This window comes from Streptomyces aureus (genome assembly GCF_001418135.1).
GTDB classification, from domain to species: Bacteria; Actinomycetota; Actinomycetes; order Streptomycetales; family Streptomycetaceae; genus Streptomyces; species Streptomyces aureus_A.
The window spans coordinates 20,998-37,579 of the sequence record NZ_LIPQ01000038.1 but is presented as its reverse complement, the minus strand read 5'-3'; the positions used below and the strand labels follow the sequence as shown (position 1 = coordinate 37,579).

At 70.0% G+C, this 16,582-nt stretch carries 14 protein-coding genes; all 14 read right to left on the bottom strand.

All coding sequences use genetic code 11. The features are described from left to right. Nucleotides 1–19 precede the first annotated feature (19 nt). Nucleotides 20–1,054: a helix-turn-helix domain-containing protein gene (locus AOK00_RS04560; protein ID WP_079041838.1), complete on the bottom strand. Its 1,035-nt coding sequence runs from the start codon at nt 1,052–1,054 to the stop codon at nt 20–22. A 142-nt stretch (nt 1,055–1,196) separates the two neighbouring features. Then, complete coding sequence (gene nuoN / locus AOK00_RS04555) at nt 1,197–2,858, bottom strand: NADH-quinone oxidoreductase subunit NuoN (protein WP_055599017.1); 1,662 nt, start codon at nt 2,856–2,858, stop codon at nt 1,197–1,199. Continuing rightward, a complete protein-coding gene (locus AOK00_RS04550; protein ID WP_055599016.1) occupies nt 2,855–4,426 on the bottom strand; it encodes an NADH-quinone oxidoreductase subunit M in 1,572 nt (523 codons plus the stop codon). The genes nuoN and AOK00_RS04550 overlap by 4 nt, the downstream gene beginning before the upstream one ends. Before the next feature lie 3 nt (nt 4,427–4,429). After that, nucleotides 4,430–6,322, bottom strand: coding sequence for an NADH-quinone oxidoreductase subunit L (gene nuoL / locus AOK00_RS04545; protein ID WP_055599015.1), 1,893 nt, complete (start codon nt 6,320–6,322; stop codon nt 4,430–4,432). A gap of 10 nt (nt 6,323–6,332) precedes the next feature. Then, nucleotides 6,333–6,632 (bottom strand): NADH-quinone oxidoreductase subunit NuoK, encoded by a 300-nt coding sequence (nuoK, locus tag AOK00_RS04540; protein ID WP_055599014.1) that lies wholly within the window; start codon nt 6,630–6,632, stop codon nt 6,333–6,335. Continuing rightward, complete coding sequence (locus AOK00_RS04535) at nt 6,629–7,456, bottom strand: NADH-quinone oxidoreductase subunit J (RefSeq protein WP_055599013.1); 828 nt, start codon at nt 7,454–7,456, stop codon at nt 6,629–6,631. The genes nuoK and AOK00_RS04535 overlap by 4 nt, the downstream gene beginning before the upstream one ends. Continuing rightward, complete coding sequence (nuoI, locus tag AOK00_RS04530; RefSeq protein ID WP_055599012.1) at nt 7,453–8,049, bottom strand: NADH-quinone oxidoreductase subunit NuoI; 597 nt, start codon at nt 8,047–8,049, stop codon at nt 7,453–7,455. Before nuoI ends, AOK00_RS04535 begins: the two co-directional genes overlap by 4 nt. Beyond that, nucleotides 8,024–9,385 (bottom strand): NADH-quinone oxidoreductase subunit NuoH, encoded by a 1,362-nt coding sequence (gene nuoH / locus AOK00_RS04525; RefSeq protein ID WP_055599011.1) that lies wholly within the window; start codon nt 9,383–9,385, stop codon nt 8,024–8,026. The genes nuoI and nuoH overlap by 26 nt, the downstream gene beginning before the upstream one ends. Then, nucleotides 9,382–11,877, bottom strand: coding sequence for an NADH-quinone oxidoreductase subunit G (locus tag AOK00_RS04520; RefSeq protein WP_055599010.1), 2,496 nt, complete (start codon nt 11,875–11,877; stop codon nt 9,382–9,384). The genes nuoH and AOK00_RS04520 overlap by 4 nt, the downstream gene beginning before the upstream one ends. Next, entirely contained in the window at nt 11,874–13,226 is a 1,353-nt protein-coding gene (gene nuoF / locus AOK00_RS04515; protein WP_173861501.1) for an NADH-quinone oxidoreductase subunit NuoF, read from the bottom strand. Before nuoF ends, AOK00_RS04520 begins: the two co-directional genes overlap by 4 nt. Continuing rightward, a complete protein-coding gene (nuoE, locus tag AOK00_RS04510) occupies nt 13,223–13,963 on the bottom strand; it encodes an NADH-quinone oxidoreductase subunit NuoE (RefSeq protein WP_055599008.1) in 741 nt (246 codons plus the stop codon). The genes nuoF and nuoE overlap by 4 nt, the downstream gene beginning before the upstream one ends. Beyond that, nucleotides 13,960–15,282, bottom strand: a complete 1,323-nt coding sequence (locus AOK00_RS04505) for an NADH-quinone oxidoreductase subunit D (protein ID WP_055599007.1) — start codon at nt 15,280–15,282, stop codon at nt 13,960–13,962. The genes nuoE and AOK00_RS04505 overlap by 4 nt, the downstream gene beginning before the upstream one ends. After that, complete coding sequence (locus AOK00_RS04500; protein ID WP_055599006.1) at nt 15,279–16,016, bottom strand: NADH-quinone oxidoreductase subunit C; 738 nt, start codon at nt 16,014–16,016, stop codon at nt 15,279–15,281. Before AOK00_RS04500 ends, AOK00_RS04505 begins: the two co-directional genes overlap by 4 nt. After that, nucleotides 16,013–16,567 (bottom strand): NuoB/complex I 20 kDa subunit family protein, encoded by a 555-nt coding sequence (locus AOK00_RS04495; RefSeq protein ID WP_024756031.1) that lies wholly within the window; start codon nt 16,565–16,567, stop codon nt 16,013–16,015. The genes AOK00_RS04500 and AOK00_RS04495 overlap by 4 nt, the downstream gene beginning before the upstream one ends. Nucleotides 16,568–16,582 lie beyond the last annotated feature (15 nt).

The following is a 16,582-nucleotide window of genomic DNA, read 5'->3' as shown; positions in this document are numbered from 1 at the left end:
AGGGGGGTCGGCACTGAACCTAGGCTGGCCGGGCGCCGCCTTCGATGGACGGATCACGGCGGTCGTGGTGTTTCCGACCGCGGTCCTTCCGCTCGTGGTCCATCCGCTCGTGGGACGTCCGCTCGCGGGACTTCCGCTCCGGCTCCTTCCGCTCGTCGCGATTCCGCTCGTGGGACCTCCGGAAGTCCCCCGGGCTGAGTCCCGTCTCGCGACGGAAGAAGCGGCAGAAGTACGCGGGGTCGTCGAAACCGACCCGGGCCGCCACCTGACGTATCGACAGCCTGCTGCCGACCAGCAGGCGTTGGGCCTCCCGGGAGCGCGCCTCACGGAGCAGCGCGCCGGGCGTGCGGCCGGTGGCGGCCCTGACGGCCTCGGCGAGGTAGCCAGGGGTGACGCCGATCAGCTCGGCGCACTCCCGCACGGTCACCCCGTCCGTTCCGGTGCGGGCGAGCATGCGGGCGAACTCCTCCGCGACGGCGGCGGGCCTGCCCGGCGGGGGCGCGTGGGTGCCGGGGCCGCGCAGTCTCGCCGTACGGACCAGGAGGACGTGCAGCAGGGAGCGCAGGACGGTCGCGAAGCCGTCGGCGCCGTGCCCGTACTCCTCGACGAGTTCGCCCATCAGGCGTCCGGTACGCGCGTGCGTGGGCCCGTCGAGGGTGAGCCAGGGCCGCTCGCCGAGGCGGCGCAGGAGGTCCCGGTCGCCGGGGTGGTCGAGGAGGAAGTCCTCGGTGAAGAGGACGACGGTGCCGTCAAGGCCCCGGGTGTCCTCCCAGTGGTGCAGCTGCCCGGGCAGGATGAGGCCCAGGTGGGGCGGGCGGAGCTCCCAGCGGGCGAGGTCCACGACATGGGTGCCGGTCCCGGCGGTGACGTGGACGATCTCGTAGAAGGTGTGCCGGTGCGGGAAGGCGGCCCTGGACATGGGGCCGATGGTGTCGAAGGTTCCCACGGCGAAGGGCACCTGGTCGGGCAGCCGGACCTCCAGGCGGTGCATGGGCGGGTCGCCGGCTCTGGGGGCGGTGCAGGGGGTCCCTGGTAAGGCGGTCGTGCCGCTCATGGCGCGGCTCCCTCTCCTCGACTGGTACAGACCACTGGGGGCGGTTCCCACGATGGCACGGACACCTCCCGTGGGTCACCCCCGCGCACGACGAAGGGCCCGGCTCGCCCCCGAGCCGGGCCCCTCACGCGTACGGCCGGAGCTACCGGACGAACACGCTCGCCTGGTTCGCGAGGTCCAGGAAGTACTGCGGCGCGAAGCCGAGCACCAGCGTGACCGCCACACCCGCCGCGATCGTGATCGTCGTCAGGGCCGAGGGCACGGCGACCGTGGGGCCGTCCGCCTTCGGCTCGCTGAAGAACATCAGCACGATGACCCGGATGTAGAAGAACGCGGCGATCGCCGAGGAGATCACGCCGACCACGACGAGCGCGCCCGCGCCGCCGTCCGCCGCCGCCTTGAAGACCGCGAACTTCCCGGAGAAGCCGGAGGTCAGCGGAATGCCGGCGAAGGCGAGCAGGAACACCGCGAAGACCGCCGCGACGAGCGGCGAACGGCGCCCGAGACCGGCCCACTTGGAGAGGTGGGTGGCCTCGCCGCCCGCGTCCCTGACCAGCGTGACGACGGCGAAGGCGCCGATGGTCACGAAGGAGTAGGCGCCCAGGTAGAAGAGGACGGACGAGATTCCGCTGGGTGTGGCCGCGATGACACCGGCGAGCAGGAAGCCCGCGTGCGCGATCGACGAGTACGCGAGGAGCCGCTTGATGTCGGTCTGGGTGATGGCGACGATCGCACCGCCCAGCATGGTGACGATGGCGACGCCCCACATGACCGGCCGCCAGTCCCAGGTGAGGCCCGGCAGCACCACGTACAGCAGGCGGAGCAGCGCGCCGAACGCGGCGACCTTGGTCGCGGCGGCCATGAAGCCGGTGACCGGGGTCGGGGCGCCCTGGTAGACGTCCGGGGTCCACATGTGGAACGGCACGGCGCCGACCTTGAAGAGGAGCCCGGTGAGGACCATCGCGAAGCCGATGAGCAGCAGCGCGTCGTTGCCCATGGTGTCGGCGAGCGCCGGGTTCACGGTGGCGATCGAGCCGTCGACGACCTGGGCGATCGTGGCGTACGAGATGGAGCCCGCGTACCCGTAGAGCAGGGCGATCCCGAAGAGCAGGAAGGCCGAGGAGAAGGCGCCGAGCAGGAAGTACTTGACGGCCGCCTCCTGCGACATCAGCCGCTTGCGGCGGGCGACGGCGCAGAGCAGGTACAGCGGGAGGGAGAAGACCTCCAAGGCGACGAAGAGCGTCAGGAGGTCGTTGGCGGCCGGGAAGACGAGCATGCCGGCGATGGCGAAGAGGGCGAGCGGGAAGACCTCGGTGGTGGTGAACCCGGCCTTGACGGCGGCCTTCTCGTGGTCGCTGCCGGGGACGGCGGCGGCCTCGGCGGCGAAGGAGTCGACCCGGTGGCCGTGGTCGGCCGGGTCGAGCCTGCGCTCGGCGAAGGTGAAGATCGCGACGACGGAGGCGAGGAGAATGGTGCCCTGGAGGAAGAGGGCGGGTCCGTCGACGGCGATGGCGCCCATGGCCGCGATGTGGGCCTTGGTGGAGCCGTACCCGCCGGCGGCGAGGCCGACGATGGCGGCGAAGGCGGCGGCGAGCGCCACGACGCTGAGGAAGACCTGGCTGTGGTAACGGGCCTTGCGGGGCACGAAGGCCTCGACGAGGACGCTGACGATCGCGGCGCCGAGCACGATGAGTACGGGCGAGAGCTGGACGTACTCGATGTGGGGAGCCGGGATCTTGTCCAGCGGTTCGGCAGCAGTCGTCCACAGGCTGTGGACAGAGGATGCGACGGCTGATGTGCTCACTTGGCCGCCTCCACTTCGGGGCTGGGGTCCTTCTGCTGGACGTCGGACATGGTGTGCTGCACGGCCGGGTTGACGACGTCCGTCAGCGGCTTCGGGAAGACCCCGAGGAAGATCAGGACGGCGATCAGCGGAACGACGACCGCGAGTTCACGCACCCGCAGGTCGGGCAGCTCCCGTACCTCCTCCTTCACCGGCCCGGTCATCGTCCGCTGGTACAGGACGAGGGTGTAGAGCGCGGCGAGGACGATGCCCGTGGTGGCGATGACACCGGCCACCGGGTAGCGGGCGTACGTGCCGACCAGAACGAGGAACTCGCTGACGAACGGGGCGAGTCCGGGCAGCGACAGGGTCGCCAGACCACCGATGAGGAAGGTGCCGGCGAGCACCGGGGCGACCTTCTGCACACCGCCGTAGTCGGCGATGAGCCGCGAGCCGCGCCGGGAGATCAGGAAGCCGGCGACGAGCATCAGGGCGGCCGTCGAGATGCCGTGGTTGACCATGTAGAGCGTGGCGCCGGACTGGCCCTGGGTGGTCATCGCGAAGATGCCCAGGATGATGAAGCCGAAGTGCGAGATCGACGCGTAGGCGACCAGACGCTTGATGTCCCGCTGGCCGACGGCGAGCAGCGCCCCGTACACGATGCTGATGAGCGCCAGGACGATGATCGCCGGGGTGGCCCACTTGCTCGCCTCGGGGAAGAGTCCGAGGCAGAAGCGGAGCATCGCGAAGGTGCCGACCTTGTCGACGACGGCGGTGATGAGGACGGCGACCGGGGCGGTCGCCTCTCCCATCGCGTTCGGCAGCCAGGTGTGCAGGGGCCAGAGCGGCGCCTTCACAGCGAAGGCGAAGAAGAAGCCGAGGAACAGCCAGCGTTCCGTGCTGGTCGCCATCTCCAGCGAGCCGTTGGCCCGGGCCTCGGCGATCTCGGTGAGCGAGAAGTTCCCCGCGACCACGTAGAGCCCGATGACGGCGGCCAGCATGATGAGGCCGCCGACCAGGTTGTAGAGGAGGAACTTGACGGCCGCGTACGAGCGCTGGGCCGCCGCGTTCTCGTCGGAGCCCGTGTGGGCGCGGTCGCCGAAGCCGCCGATGAGGAAGTACATCGGGATGAGCATGGCTTCGAACAGGATGTAGAAGAGGAAGACGTCGGTGGCCTCGAAGGAGAGGATCACCATCGCCTCGACCATGAGGATCAGCGCGAAGAAGCCCTGGGTGGGCCGCCACCGCTTGGAGGAGGTCTCCAGGGGGTCGGCGTCGTGCCAGCCGGCCAGGATGATGAACGGGATCAGCAGCGCGGTCAGCGCGATGAGCGCGACCCCGATGCCGTCGACCCCGAGCTCGTAGCGGACGCCGAAGTCCTTGATCCAGGAGTGGGATTCGGTCAGCTGGTACCGCTCGCCGCCGGGCTCGAACCGTACGAAGACGACGGCGGCGAGCACGAGCGTGGCGAGCGAGACGAGCAGCGCCAGCCACTTGGCGGCGGTGCGGCGGGCCGCGGGGACGGCGGCGGTGAGGATCGCACCGACCGCCGGAACCGCTGCCGTCACCGTAAGGAGCGGGAAGGACATGGATTACACCGCCCTCATCAGCAGGGTCGCGGCGATCAGCACCGCCGTACCTCCGAACATGGAGACCGCGTACGAGCGGGCGTAGCCGTTCTGGAGCTTGCGCAGCCGGCCGGAGAGTCCGCCGACGGAGGCCGCGGTGCCGTTGACCACGCCGTCGACCAGGGTGTGGTCGACGTAGACCAGCGAGCGGGTCAGGTGGGTGCCACCGCGGACGAAGACGGCGTGGTTGAAGTCGTCCTGGAGGAGGTCGCGGCGGGCCGCCCGGGTGAGGAGCGAGCCGCGCGGGGCGACGACCGGGACGGGCTTGCGCCCGTACTGGACGTACGCGAGGCCGACACCGATCACCATGACGGCGACGGTGGCGGTGGTGACGGTCGCGGCGCTGAGCGGCGAGTGGCCGTGGGCGAAGCCGGTGACCGGCTCCAGCCACTCGACGAAACCGGCGAACTCGAAGAAGGCGCCTGCGGCGACGGAGCCGACGGCGAGCAGGACCATGGGGACGACCATGGACTTGGGCGACTCGTGCGGGTGCGGCGGGTTGCCGTCGGCGTCGGGCTGCCAGCGCTTCTCGCCGAAGAAGGTCATCAGCATCACGCGGGTCATGTAGTACGCGGTGATGGCCGCGCCGAGCAGGGTGACCGCGCCGAGGATCCAGCCCTCGGTGCCGCCCTTGGCGAAGGCCGCCTCGATGATCTTGTCCTTGGAGAAGAATCCGGACAGGCCGGGGAAGCCGATGATCGCGAGGTAGCCGAGGCCGAAGGTGACGAAGGTGACCGGCATGTACTTCCGCAGGCCGCCGTACTTCCGCATGTCGACCTCGTCGTTCATGCCGTGCATGACCGAACCGGCGCCGAGGAACAGCCCGGCCTTGAAGAAGCCGTGGGTCACCAGGTGCATGATCGCGAAGACGTAGCCGATGGGGCCCAGGCCGGCGGCCAGGATCATGTAGCCGATCTGCGACATCGTCGAGCCGGCGAGGGCCTTCTTGATGTCGTCCTTCGCGCAACCGACGATCGCACCGAAGAGGAGCGTGACGGCGCCGACCACGGTGACGACGAGCTGCGCGTCGGGGGCGGCGTTGAAGATGTCGGCGGAGCGGACGATCAGATAGACACCGGCGGTCACCATCGTGGCCGCGTGGATGAGGGCCGAGACCGGGGTCGGGCCCTCCATCGCGTCCCCGAGCCAGGACTGCAGTGGCACCTGGGCCGACTTTCCGCAGGCGGCGAGGAGCAGCATCAGGCTGATCGCGGTCAGCGTGCCCTCGCTGGTCTCGCCGGTCGCCCCGAGCACCGGCCCGAAGGTGAACGTCCCGAAGGTGGTGAACATGATCATGATGGCGATCGACAGGCCCATGTCGCCCACCCGGTTGACCAGGAAGGCCTTCTTCGCGGCGGTGGCCGCGGCGGGCTTGTGCTGCCAGAAGCCGATCAGGAGGTACGAGGCGAGACCGACGCCCTCCCAGCCGAAGTACAGGAGCAGGTAGTTGTCGGCGAGGACGAGCAGGAGCATCGCCGCGACGAACAGGTTGAGGTAGCCGAAGAAGCGGCGGCGGCGCTCGTCGTGCTCCATGTATCCGATGGAGTAGACGTGGATGAGCGTGCCGACCCCGCTGATCAGCAGGACGAAGGTCATCGACAGCTGGTCGAGCTGGAAGGCCATGTCCGCCTGGAAGCCCTCGACGGGGATCCAGGTGTAGAGCCGCTGGTACAGGGCCCGGTCGTCGGCGCTCTTGCCGAGCATGTCGGCGAAGAGCGCCAGGCCGATGGCGAAGGAGGCGGCCGCGAACAGCGTGCCGATCCAGTGCCCGACCCTGTCGAGCCGCCGACCGCCCAGGAGCAGGACGGCCGCGCCGAGCAGGGGTGCCCCGACGAGCAGCGCAATGAGATTTTCCACGGTCAGCCCCTCACAGCTTCATCAGGCTGGCGTCGTCGACCGAGGCCGAGTGGCGGGCACGGAAGACGGACACGATGATCGCGAGCCCGACGACGACCTCCGCGGCGGCGACGACCATCGTGAAGAACGCGATGACCTGGCCGTCGAGGTTTCCGTGCATGCGGGAGAAGGTGACGAACGCGAGGTTGCAGGCGTTGAGCATGAGCTCGACACACATGAAGACCACGATCGCGTTGCGCCGGATCAGGACCCCGACCGCACCGATGGTGAACAGCAGGGCGGCGAGGTACAGGTAGTTGACGGGATTCACCGGGTGGCCTCCTCTTCGTCCCGGTCCCGGCCGAGCCGCTCCTCGGAGCGCTGCTCCAGGGCCTTGAGGTCGGCGAGGGCCTCGGTGGACACGTCCCGGATCTGGCCCCGCTTGCGCAGGGTCTGCATGACGGTGAGCTCCGCCGGGGTGCCGTCGGGCAGCAGGCCGGCGATGTCCACGGCGTTGTGCCGGGCGTAGACGCCGGGCGCGGGCAGCGGCGGCACGTGCGTGCCCTCGCGTACGCGCTGCTCGGAGAGTTCGCGCTGGGTGGCGGCCCGCTCGGTGCGCTCGCGGTGGGTGAGCACCATCGCGCCGACGGCGGCGGTGATGAGGAGCGCGCCGGTGATCTCGAAGGCGAAGACGTACTTGGTGAAGATGAGGGCGGCGAGACCCTCGACGTTTCCGCCGTGGGCGCTGTTGGCGACGCCGAGTCCGGCGAACTCCTTCACCGAGGCGTTGCCGATGCCGGCGGCGAGCAGGATGCCGAAGCCGAGGCCGCAGGCGACGGCCCACCAGCGCTGGCCCTTGATGGTCTCCTTCAGCGAGTCCGCGGCCGTGACACCGACCAGCATGACGACGAAGAGGAAGAGCATCATGATCGCGCCGGTGTAGACGACGATCTGGACGATGCCGAGGAAGTACGCCCCGTTGGCCAGGTAGAAGACCGCCAGGATGATCATGGTTCCGGCGAGGCAGAGCGCCGAGTGCACGGCCCGCCTCATCAGGATCGTGCAGAGGGCGCCGACGACGGCGACGGTGCCGAGGACCCAGAACTGGACGGCCTCACCCGAGGACGTCGCGTAGGCCGCGAGGTTCGCGCTCATGAGTCCGCCCCCTCCGGCTCGCCCTTCTCCCCCTTGGACACGGCGACCTGGCGGACGGTCCCGGGTGCGGCGCCCTCGACGAGGCCCAGGTAGTAGTCCTGCTCGGTCATGCCCGGGTAGATCGCGTGCGGCGAGTCGACCATGGTGTCCTCAAGTCCCGCGAGGAGCTGCTCCTTGGTGTAGATCAGGTTCTCGCGGGAGGAGTCGGCCAGCTCGAACTCGTTGGTCATCGTCAGCGCCCGGGTGGGGCAGGCCTCGATGCAGAGTCCGCAGAGGATGCAGCGGGCGTAGTTGATCTGGTAGACGCGGCCGTACCGCTCGCCCGGGGAGTAACGCTCCTCCTCCGTGTTGTCCGCGCCCTCGACGTAGATGGCGTCGGCGGGACAGGCCCAGGCGCACAGCTCGCAGCCGACGCACTTCTCCAGCCCGTCGGGGTGACGGTTGAGCTGGTGCCGGCCGTGGAAGCGGGGCGCCGTCGTCTTCTGCTGCTCCGGGTACTGCTCGGTCAGCCGCTTCTTGAACATGGCCTTGAAGGTCACGCCGAAGCCGGCCACCGGATTCTGGAAATCAGACACCGTCCGTCTCCTTTCCATCACTCGCAGTAGCAGTATCGGGGGCGCCACTGACAACGAGGTCCCGGTCCTGCCGCGGCCTGCGCCGGGGCACGGGCGGCAGGGACTGTCCGGGCTTCGGCGGTACGGGGAAGCCTCCCGCCATCGGGTCGAAGGAGCGGGAGTCCGCGGGCGCGGGCGCCGCGGCCTTCGCCTTCCGGTCGCGGAACACGTCGACCACGAAGGAGAGCAACAGCAGTCCGAGGACGGCTCCTGCGACGTACAGGACGATGTTGCCGAAGGCGATGTTCTCGTTCCGCAGCGCCCGGACGGTGGCGACCAGCATCAGCCAGACCACGGAGACCGGGATGAGGACCTTCCAGCCGAGCTTCATCAGCTGGTCGTAGCGGACGCGGGGCAGCGTGCCCCGGAGCCAGATGAAGAAGAAGAGCAGCAGCTGCACCTTGATGACGAACCAGAGCATCGGCCACCAGCCGTGGTTCGCGCCCTCCCAGAAGGTGGAGACCGGGTACGGGGCCCGCCAGCCGCCCAGGAAGAGCGTCACCGACACGGCCGAGACCGTCACCATGTTCACGTACTCGGCGAGCATGAACAGCGCGAACTTGATGGACGAGTACTCGGTGTTGAAACCGCCGACGAGGTCGCCCTCGGACTCCGGCATGTCGAACGGGGCGCGGTTCGTCTCACCGACCATCGTGACGATGTAGATGATGAACGAGACCGGCAGCAGGATCACGAACCAGCGGTCCGCCTGCGCCTCGACGATCGCCGAGGTGGACATCGACCCGGAGTAGAGGAAGACGGAGGCGAAGGCCGCGCCCATCGCGATCTCGTACGAGATCATCTGCGCGCAGGAGCGCAGACCGCCCAGCAGCGGGTACGTGGAGCCGGAGGACCAGCCGGCGAGGACGATGCCGTAGATGCCGACGGAGGCGACCGCGAGGACGTACAGCATCGCGATCGGCAGGTCGGTGAGCTGCATCGAGGTGCGCTGGCCGAAGATCGAGACCTCGTTGCCGGCCGGCCCGAAGGGGATCACGGCGATCGCCATGAACGCCGGGATGGCCGCGATGATCGGGGCGAGGACGTAGACGACCTTGTCGGCCTTCTTGACGATCACGTCCTCCTTGAGCATCAGCTTGACGCCGTCCGCGAGCGACTGGAGGAGACCCCAGGGGCCGTGCCGGTTGGGGCCGATGCGCAGCTGCATCCAGGCGACGACCTTGCGCTCCCACACGATGGAGAACAGCACGGTGATCATCAGGAAGGCGAAGCAGAAGACGGCCTTGATCAGGACGAGCCACCAGGGGTCCGTACCGAACATGGACAGGTCTTCGGCGGCGAGCGGCGTGGTCATGCCTGCACCTCCGTGACATCGACGGGGCTCGGGGTCGCCGGGCCGATGCGGACCAGGTCGCCGGGGTGGGCGCCGGTGTCGGAGAGGACGCCGCGCCCGGCCGAGTTCAGCGGGAGCCAGACGACGCGGTCGGGCATCTCGGTGACCCGGAGCGGGAAGGCGACGGAACCCGCGGGGCCGGTGACTTCGAGGGTGTCGCCCTCCTTGACGCCGGTGTCGGCGGCGGTGGCGGCGGAGAGCCGGGCGACGGCCTCGTGCCGGGTGCCCGCGAGGGCGGTGTCGCCCTCCTGGAGCCGGCCGAGGTCGAGCAGCATCCGGTGTCCGGCGAGGACGGCCTCGCCGTCGCCGGGCCGGGGCGCGGCCTGGCCGGGTTCGACGGGCTCGGAGGCCCGCTCCTCCGTCCAGCCGCCGAGCCGGTCGAGTTCCCGGCGTACGGCCCTGAGGTCGGGCAGCGCCAGGTGGGCGTCGAGGGCGTCGGCGAGCATGTGGAGCACGCGCGCGTCCGCGGGGGCCGACGGCCGGGTCATCTGCTCGGGCTTGAGCGCGGCCTCGAACATCCGGGCCCTGCCCTCCCAGTTGAGGAAGGTGCCGGGCTTCTCGGCGACGGCGGCGACCGGGAGGACGACGTCGGCGCGTGCGGTGACCTCGCTGGGCCGCAGCTCCAGGGAGACGACGAAGGCCGCGTCGAGTGCTTCCCGCGCGCGTGCCGGGTCCGGGAGGTCGGAGACCTCGACGGCGCCGACGAGCAGGGCGGCGAGTTCGCCGGTGGCGGCGGCCTCCACGATCTGGCCGGTGTCGCGGCCGTAGCCGTGCGGGAGTTCACGGACGCCCCAGGCGGCGGCGACCTCCTCACGCGCGCGCGGGTTCGTGGCGGGCCGGCCGCCGGGCAGCAGCGCGGGGAGCGCTCCGGCCTCGACGGCGCCGCGTTCGCCGGATCGGCGCGGGATCCACACGAGCCGGGCGCCGGTGGCGGCGGATGCGCGCAGGGCGGCGGTCAGGGCGCCGGGGACGCCGGCGAGGCGTTCGCCGACGGCCAGGACCGCGCCCTCCTGGCGGAGGGCCTCGGCCGCGGCGAGTCCGTCGCCTTCGAGGCCGACCCGGGAGGTGAGCGCGTCGAGCCACTCGGTCTCGGTGCCGGGGGCCGCGGGCAGCAGGGTGCCGCCCGACTTCTCCAGGCCACGGGTGGCGAAGGCGGCGACCGCGTAGGTCTTCTGGCCGTGCTTGCGCCAGGCCTTGCGGAGCCGCAGGAAGACGCCGGGGGCCTCCTCCTCGGACTCCAGGCCGACGAGGAGGACGGCCGGGGCGGCTTCGAGCGAGGTGTACGTGACGCCCGTGCCGTCCAGGTCGCGGCCGCGTCCGGCGACGGCGGAGGCCAGGAAGTCGGCCTCCTCGCCGGAGTGGATCCGGGCCCGGAAGTCGATGTCGTTGGTGTCGAGGGCGACCCGGGCGAACTTGGCGTACGCGTAGGAGTCCTCGACGGTCAGCCTGCCGCCGGTGAGGACGCCGGTGCGGCCGCGGACGAGACCGCGGGCGGCCGCCTCCAGGGCCTCGGGCCAGGACGCGGGCTCCAGTTCACCGGTGTCGGTGTTGCGGACCAGCGGGGTGGTGAGCCGGTCGCGCTGCTGGGCGTACCGGAAGCCGAACCGGCCCTTGTCGCAGATCCACTCCTCGTTGACCTCCGGGTCGTCGGCGGCGAGCCGCCGCATGACCTTCCCGCGCCGGTGGTCGGTGCGGGTGGCGCAGCCGCCGGCGCACTGCTCGCACACGGACGGCGAGGAGACGAGGTCGAAGGGGCGGGAGCGGAAGCGGTAGGCGGCCGAGGTGAGGGCGCCGACCGGGCAGATCTGGATGGTGTTGCCGGAGAAGTACGACTCGAAGGGGTCGCCCTCGCCGGTGCCGACCTGCTGGAGGGCGCCGCGCTCGATGAGTTCGATCATCGGGTCGCCGGCGACCTGGTTGGAGAAGCGGGTGCAGCGGGCGCACAGGACGCAGCGCTCGCGGTCGAGCAGCACCTGGGTGGAGATCGGGACCGGCTTCTCGTAGGTGCGCTTGACGCCCTCGAAGCGGGACTCGGACTGCCCGTGGGACATGGCCTGGTTCTGCAGGGGGCACTCGCCGCCCTTGTCGCAGACGGGGCAGTCCAGCGGGTGGTTGATGAGGAGCAGCTCCATCACGCCGTGCTGGGCCTTCTCGGCCACGGGCGAGGTGAGCTGCGACTTCACCACCATGCCGTCGGTGCAGGTGATGGTGCAGGAGGCCATCGGCTTGCGCTGGCCCTCGACCTCGACGATGCACTGGCGGCAGGCGCCGGCGGGGTCGAGGAGCGGGTGGTCGCAGAAGCGCGGGATCTCGATGCCGAGCTGTTCGGCGGCGCGGATGACCAGGGTCCCCTTGGGGACGGAGATCTCGATGCCGTCGATCGTCAGCGAGACGAGGTCTTCCGGCACTCCGGCCGGGCTGCCGCCGGCGGGCTGGGGCGTGGTGACGGTCATGCGGTCACCTCCTTGTGGTTGTCCGCCCAGGCGGTCGACTTGGCCGGGTCGAAGGGGCAGCCGCGGCCGGTGATGTGCTGCTCGTACTCCTCGCGGAAGTACGTGAGCGAGGAGAAGATCGGCGAGGCGGCGCCGTCGCCGAGGGCGCAGAACGACTTGCCGTTGATGTTGTCGGCGATGTCGTTGAGCTTGTCGAGGTCGGACAGCTTGCCCTTGCCGGCCTCGATGTCACGGAGCAACTGGACGAGCCAGTAAGTGCCTTCTCGGCACGGCGTGCACTTGCCGCAGGACTCGTGGGCGTAGAACTCGGTCCAGCGGGTGACGGCCCGGATGACGCAGGTGGTCTCGTCGAAGCACTGGAGCGCCTTGGTGCCGAGCATCGATCCGGCGGCGCCGACGCCCTCGTAGTCGAGGGGGACGTCGAGGTGCTCGTCGGTGAACATCGGGGTGGAGGAGCCGCCGGGCGTCCAGAACTTGAGCCGGTGGCCGCGGCGCATGCCGCCGCTCATGTCGAGGAGCTGGCGCAGGGTGATGCCGAGGGGGGCCTCGTACTGGCCGGGCGAGGTGACGTGCCCGGACAGCGAGTACAGCGTGAAGCCCGGGGACTTCTCGCTGCCCATCGAGGTGAACCACTCCTTGCCCCGGTTGAGGATCGCGGGAACGGACGCGATGGACTCGACGTTGTTCACCACAGTGGGGCAGGCGTACAGACCGGCGACCGCGGGGAAGGGCGGGCGCAGCCGGGGCTGGCCGCGGCGCCCTTCGAGCGAGTCGAGCAGCGCGGTCTCCTCACCGCAGATGTACGCGCCTGCGCCGGCGTGCACGGTGATGTCCAGGTTCAGTCCGCTGCCGAGGATGTTCCGGCCGAGGTAGCCGGCGGCGTACGCCTCGCGCACCGCCTCGTGGAGGCGGCGCAGGACGGGGACGACCTCGCCGCGCAGGTAGATGAACGCGTGCTCGGAGCGGATCGCGTAGCAGGCGATGATCATTCCCTCGATGAGGGAGTGCGGGTTGGCGAAGAGGAGGGGGATGTCCTTGCAGGTGCCGGGCTCGGACTCGTCGGCGTTGACGACGAGGTAGTGCGGCTTGCCGTCGCCCTGCGGGATGAACTGCCACTTCATGCCGGTGGGGAAGCCGGCGCCGCCGCGTCCGCGGAGGCCGGATTCCTTGACGTACGCGATGAGGGCGTCGGGACTCATCGCGAGGGCCCGCCTGAGCCCCTGGTATCCCTCGTGCCGCTCGTAGGTCTCCAGGGTCCAGGAGTCGGGCTGGTCCCAGAAGGCGGAGAGGACGGGCGACAGGAGCTTCTCGGGACTGCTGTTGTTGATCTCGGCGGCCAAGGTCATCACTCCCCCTCCTGACCGGAGGTCTCACCGCGCGGGTGGACGATTCGGTGGTGCGGCTGCTCGCCCTTGGCGAGTCGGAGTCCCACGAGCGAGGCGGGGCCCGCGCCGCCGGTGGCCTCGACGGCGCCCGGGCGCTCGTCCGGGAAGCCGGCGAGGATGCGGGCGGTCTCCTTGAACGTGCAGATCGGGGCGCCGCGGGTGGGTTCGACGGTCCGGCCGGCCCGCAGGTCGTCGACCATGCGCTTGGCGGACTCGGGGGTCTGGTTGTCGAAGAACTCCCAGTTGACCATCACCACGGGGGCGAAGTCGCAGGCCGCGTTGCACTCGATGTGTTCGAGCGTGATCTTGCCGTCGGCGGTGGTCTCGTTGTTGCCGACGGCGAGGTGCTCCTTGAGCTCCTCGAAGATGGCGTCGCCGCCCATGACCGCGCAGAGCGTGTTCGTACAGACGCCAACCTGGTAGTCACCGGAGGGCTTGCGCCGGTACATCGTGTAGAAGGTGGCGACGGCGGTGACCTCGGCGGTGGTGAGGCCGAGGGTCTCGGCGCAGAACGCCATGCCGGTACGGGTGACATGGCCCTCCTCCGACTGCACGAGGTGCAGCATCGGCAGGAGCGCGGAGCGGGAGTCCGGGTAGCGGTCGATGATCGCCCGCGCGTCCTCCGTCAGGCGGGCGTGGACCTCGGCCGGGTACGCGGGGGCGGGGAGCTGGGGCATGCCCAGACTGATCTGGTCGGTCATCGGTCGACGCCTCCCATCACGGGGTCGATGGAGGCGACGGCGACGATGACGTCGGCGACCTGGCCGCCCTCGCACATCGCGGCCATGGCCTGGAGGTTGGTGAAGGACGGGTCGCGGAAGTGGACCCGGAAGGGGCGGGTGCCGCCGTCGGAGACGACGTGCACACCGAGCTCGCCCTTGGGCGACTCGACGGCCGCGTAGGCCTGCCCGGCCGGGACCCGGAAGCCCTCTGTGACCAGCTTGAAGTGGTGGATCAGGGCTTCCATGGAGGTGCCCATGATCTTCGCGATGTGGTCCATGGAGTTGCCGAGGCCGTCGGCGCCGAGCGCGAGCTGCGCGGGCCAGGCGATCTTCTTGTCGCCGACCATGACGTCGCCCGGCTCCAGACGGTCGAGGCACTGCTCGACGATCCGGAGGGACTGCCGCATCTCCTCCAGGCGGACGAGGAAGCGCCCGTAGGAGTCGCAGGTGTCGGCGGTGGGGACCTCGAAGTCGTAGTTCTCGTAGCCGCAGTACGGGTCGGTCTTGCGCAGGTCGTGCGGGAGGCCCGCCGAGCGCAGGATCGGTCCGGTGGCGCCGAGCGCCATGCAGCCGGTGAGGTCGAGGTAGCCGACGTCCTGCATGCGGGCCTTGAAGATGGGGTTGCCGGTGGCGAGCTTGTCGTACTCCGGCAGGTTCTTCTTCATGGTCTTCACGAACTCGCGCACGGCGTCGACGGCGCCGGGCGGCAGGTCCTGGGCGAGGCCGCCGGGGCGGATGAACGCGTGGTTCATCCGCAGGCCGGTGATCAGCTCGTACAGGTCCAGGATCATCTCGCGGTCCCGGAAGCCGTAGATCATGATCGTGGTGGCGCCGAGCTCCATGCCGCCGGTGGCGATGCACACCAGGTGGGAGGAGAGCCGGTTGAGCTCCATCAGCAGGACGCGGATGATGCTGGCCCGGTCCGGGATCTGGTCGGTGATGCCGAGCAGCTTCTCCACGCCCAGGCAGTACGCCGTCTCGTTGTAGAACGAGGTCAGGTAGTCCATGCGCGTGACGAAGGTGGTGCCCTGCGTCCAGGTCCGGTACTCGAGGTTCTTCTCGATGCCGGTGTGGAGGTAGCCGATGCCGCAGCGGGCCTCGGTGACGGTCTCGCCGTCGATCTCCAGGATGAGCCGGAGCACGCCGTGGGTGGACGGGTGCTGGGGGCCCATGTTGACGATGATGCGCTCGTCGTCGGCCTTCGCGGCGGACTGGACGACCTCTTCCCAGTCACCGCCGGTCACCGTGTAGACGGTGCCTTCTGTCGTCTCGCGGGGAGACGCGTGGGAAGTGCTCACGAGTACGACCTCCGCTGGTCCGGAGCCGGGATCTGGGCGCCCTTGTACTCGATGGCGATGCCACCGAGGGGGTAGTCCTTGCGCTGCGGGTGGCCCTGCCAGTCGTCCGGCATCATGATCCGGGTCAGGGCGGGGTGGCCGTCGAAGACGATGCCGAAGAAGTCGTACGTCTCGCGCTCGTGCCAGTCGTTCGTCGGGTAGACCGCGACGAGCGACGGCAGGTGCGGGTCGGTGTCCGGCGCGGAGGTCTCCAGGCGGATCAGCCGGCCGTGCGTGAGCGAACGCAGGTGGTAGACGGCGTGCAGCTCGCGGCCCTTGTCGCCCGGGTAGTGGACGCCCGAGACGCCGGTGCACAGCTCGAAGCGGAGCGCCGGGTCGTCGCGGAGGGTGCGTGCGACGCGGACGAGGTGCTCCCGTTCGATGTGGAAGGTGAGCTCGCCCCGGTCGACGACCGTCCTCTCGATGGCGTTCTCGGGGAGCAGGCCCTGCTCCTCCAGCGCGCCCTCGAGTTCGTCGGCCACCTCGTCGAACCAGCCGCCGTAGGGGCGGGAGGCCGGACCGGGGAGCCGGATCGAGCGGACGAGTCCGCCGTAGCCGGAGGTGTCGCCGCCGTTGTTGGCGCCGAACATGCCGCGCTGGACGCGGACCTCCTCGCCGTGCTCCCCGCGCTGCCCCGGCAGGTTCTGCGCGCTGAGGTCCTTCTCGGGATTGGGTGTCTCGTCGCTGTCGCTCACCGGAGCAGACCCTTCAGTTCAATCGTCGGCAGCGCCTTCAGCGCCGCCTCCTCCGCCTCCCGGGCCGCCTCCTCGGCGTTCACGCCGAGCTTGGAGGTCTGGATCTTCTGGTGGAGCTTGAGGATCGCGTCGAGCAGCATCTCCGGGCGCGGCGGGCAGCCGGGCAGGTAGATGTCGACCGGCACGATGTGGTCGACGCCCTGGACGATCGCGTAGTTGTTGAACATGCCGCCCGAGGAGGCGCAGACGCCCATGGAGATGACCCACTTGGGGTTGGGCATCTGGTCGTAGACCTGCCTCAGGACCGGCGCCATCTTCTGGCTGACCCGGCCGGCCACGATCATCAGGTCGGCCTGGCGCGGCGAGCCGCGGAAGACCTCCATGCCGAAGCGGGCCAGGTCGTACCGGCCGGCTCCGGTGGTCATCATCTCGATGGCGCAGCAGGCGAGGCCGAAGGTCGCGGGGAACACGGACGCCTTGCGCACCCAGCCCGCGGCCTGTTCGACCGTCGTCAGCAGAAAGCCGCTCGGGAGTTTCTCTTCGAGTCCCATAGGTGCCCCTCAGCC

Excerpts from the sequence above, each read along its gene's own strand:
- AOK00_RS04520 (WP_055599010.1), bottom strand. The coding sequence starts at position 11,877 with ATGACCGTCACCACGCCCCAGCCCGCCGGCGGCAGCCCGGCCGGAGTG.
- nuoH (WP_055599011.1), bottom strand. The coding sequence starts at position 9,385 with ATGACCACGCCGCTCGCCGCCGAAGACCTGTCCATGTTCGGTACGGAC.
- AOK00_RS04550 (WP_055599016.1), bottom strand. The coding sequence starts at position 4,426 with ATGTCCTTCCCGCTCCTTACGGTGACGGCAGCGGTTCCGGCGGTCGGT.
- nuoI (WP_055599012.1), bottom strand. The coding sequence starts at position 8,049 with ATGGAAAGGAGACGGACGGTGTCTGATTTCCAGAATCCGGTGGCCGGC.
- AOK00_RS04560 (WP_079041838.1), bottom strand. The coding sequence starts at position 1,054 with ATGAGCGGCACGACCGCCTTACCAGGGACCCCCTGCACCGCCCCCAGA.
- AOK00_RS04495 (WP_024756031.1), bottom strand. The coding sequence starts at position 16,567 with ATGGGACTCGAAGAGAAACTCCCGAGCGGCTTTCTGCTGACGACGGTC.
- nuoE (WP_055599008.1), bottom strand. The coding sequence starts at position 13,963 with ATGACCGACCAGATCAGTCTGGGCATGCCCCAGCTCCCCGCCCCCGCG.
- AOK00_RS04535 (WP_055599013.1), bottom strand. The coding sequence starts at position 7,456 with ATGAGCGCGAACCTCGCGGCCTACGCGACGTCCTCGGGTGAGGCCGTC.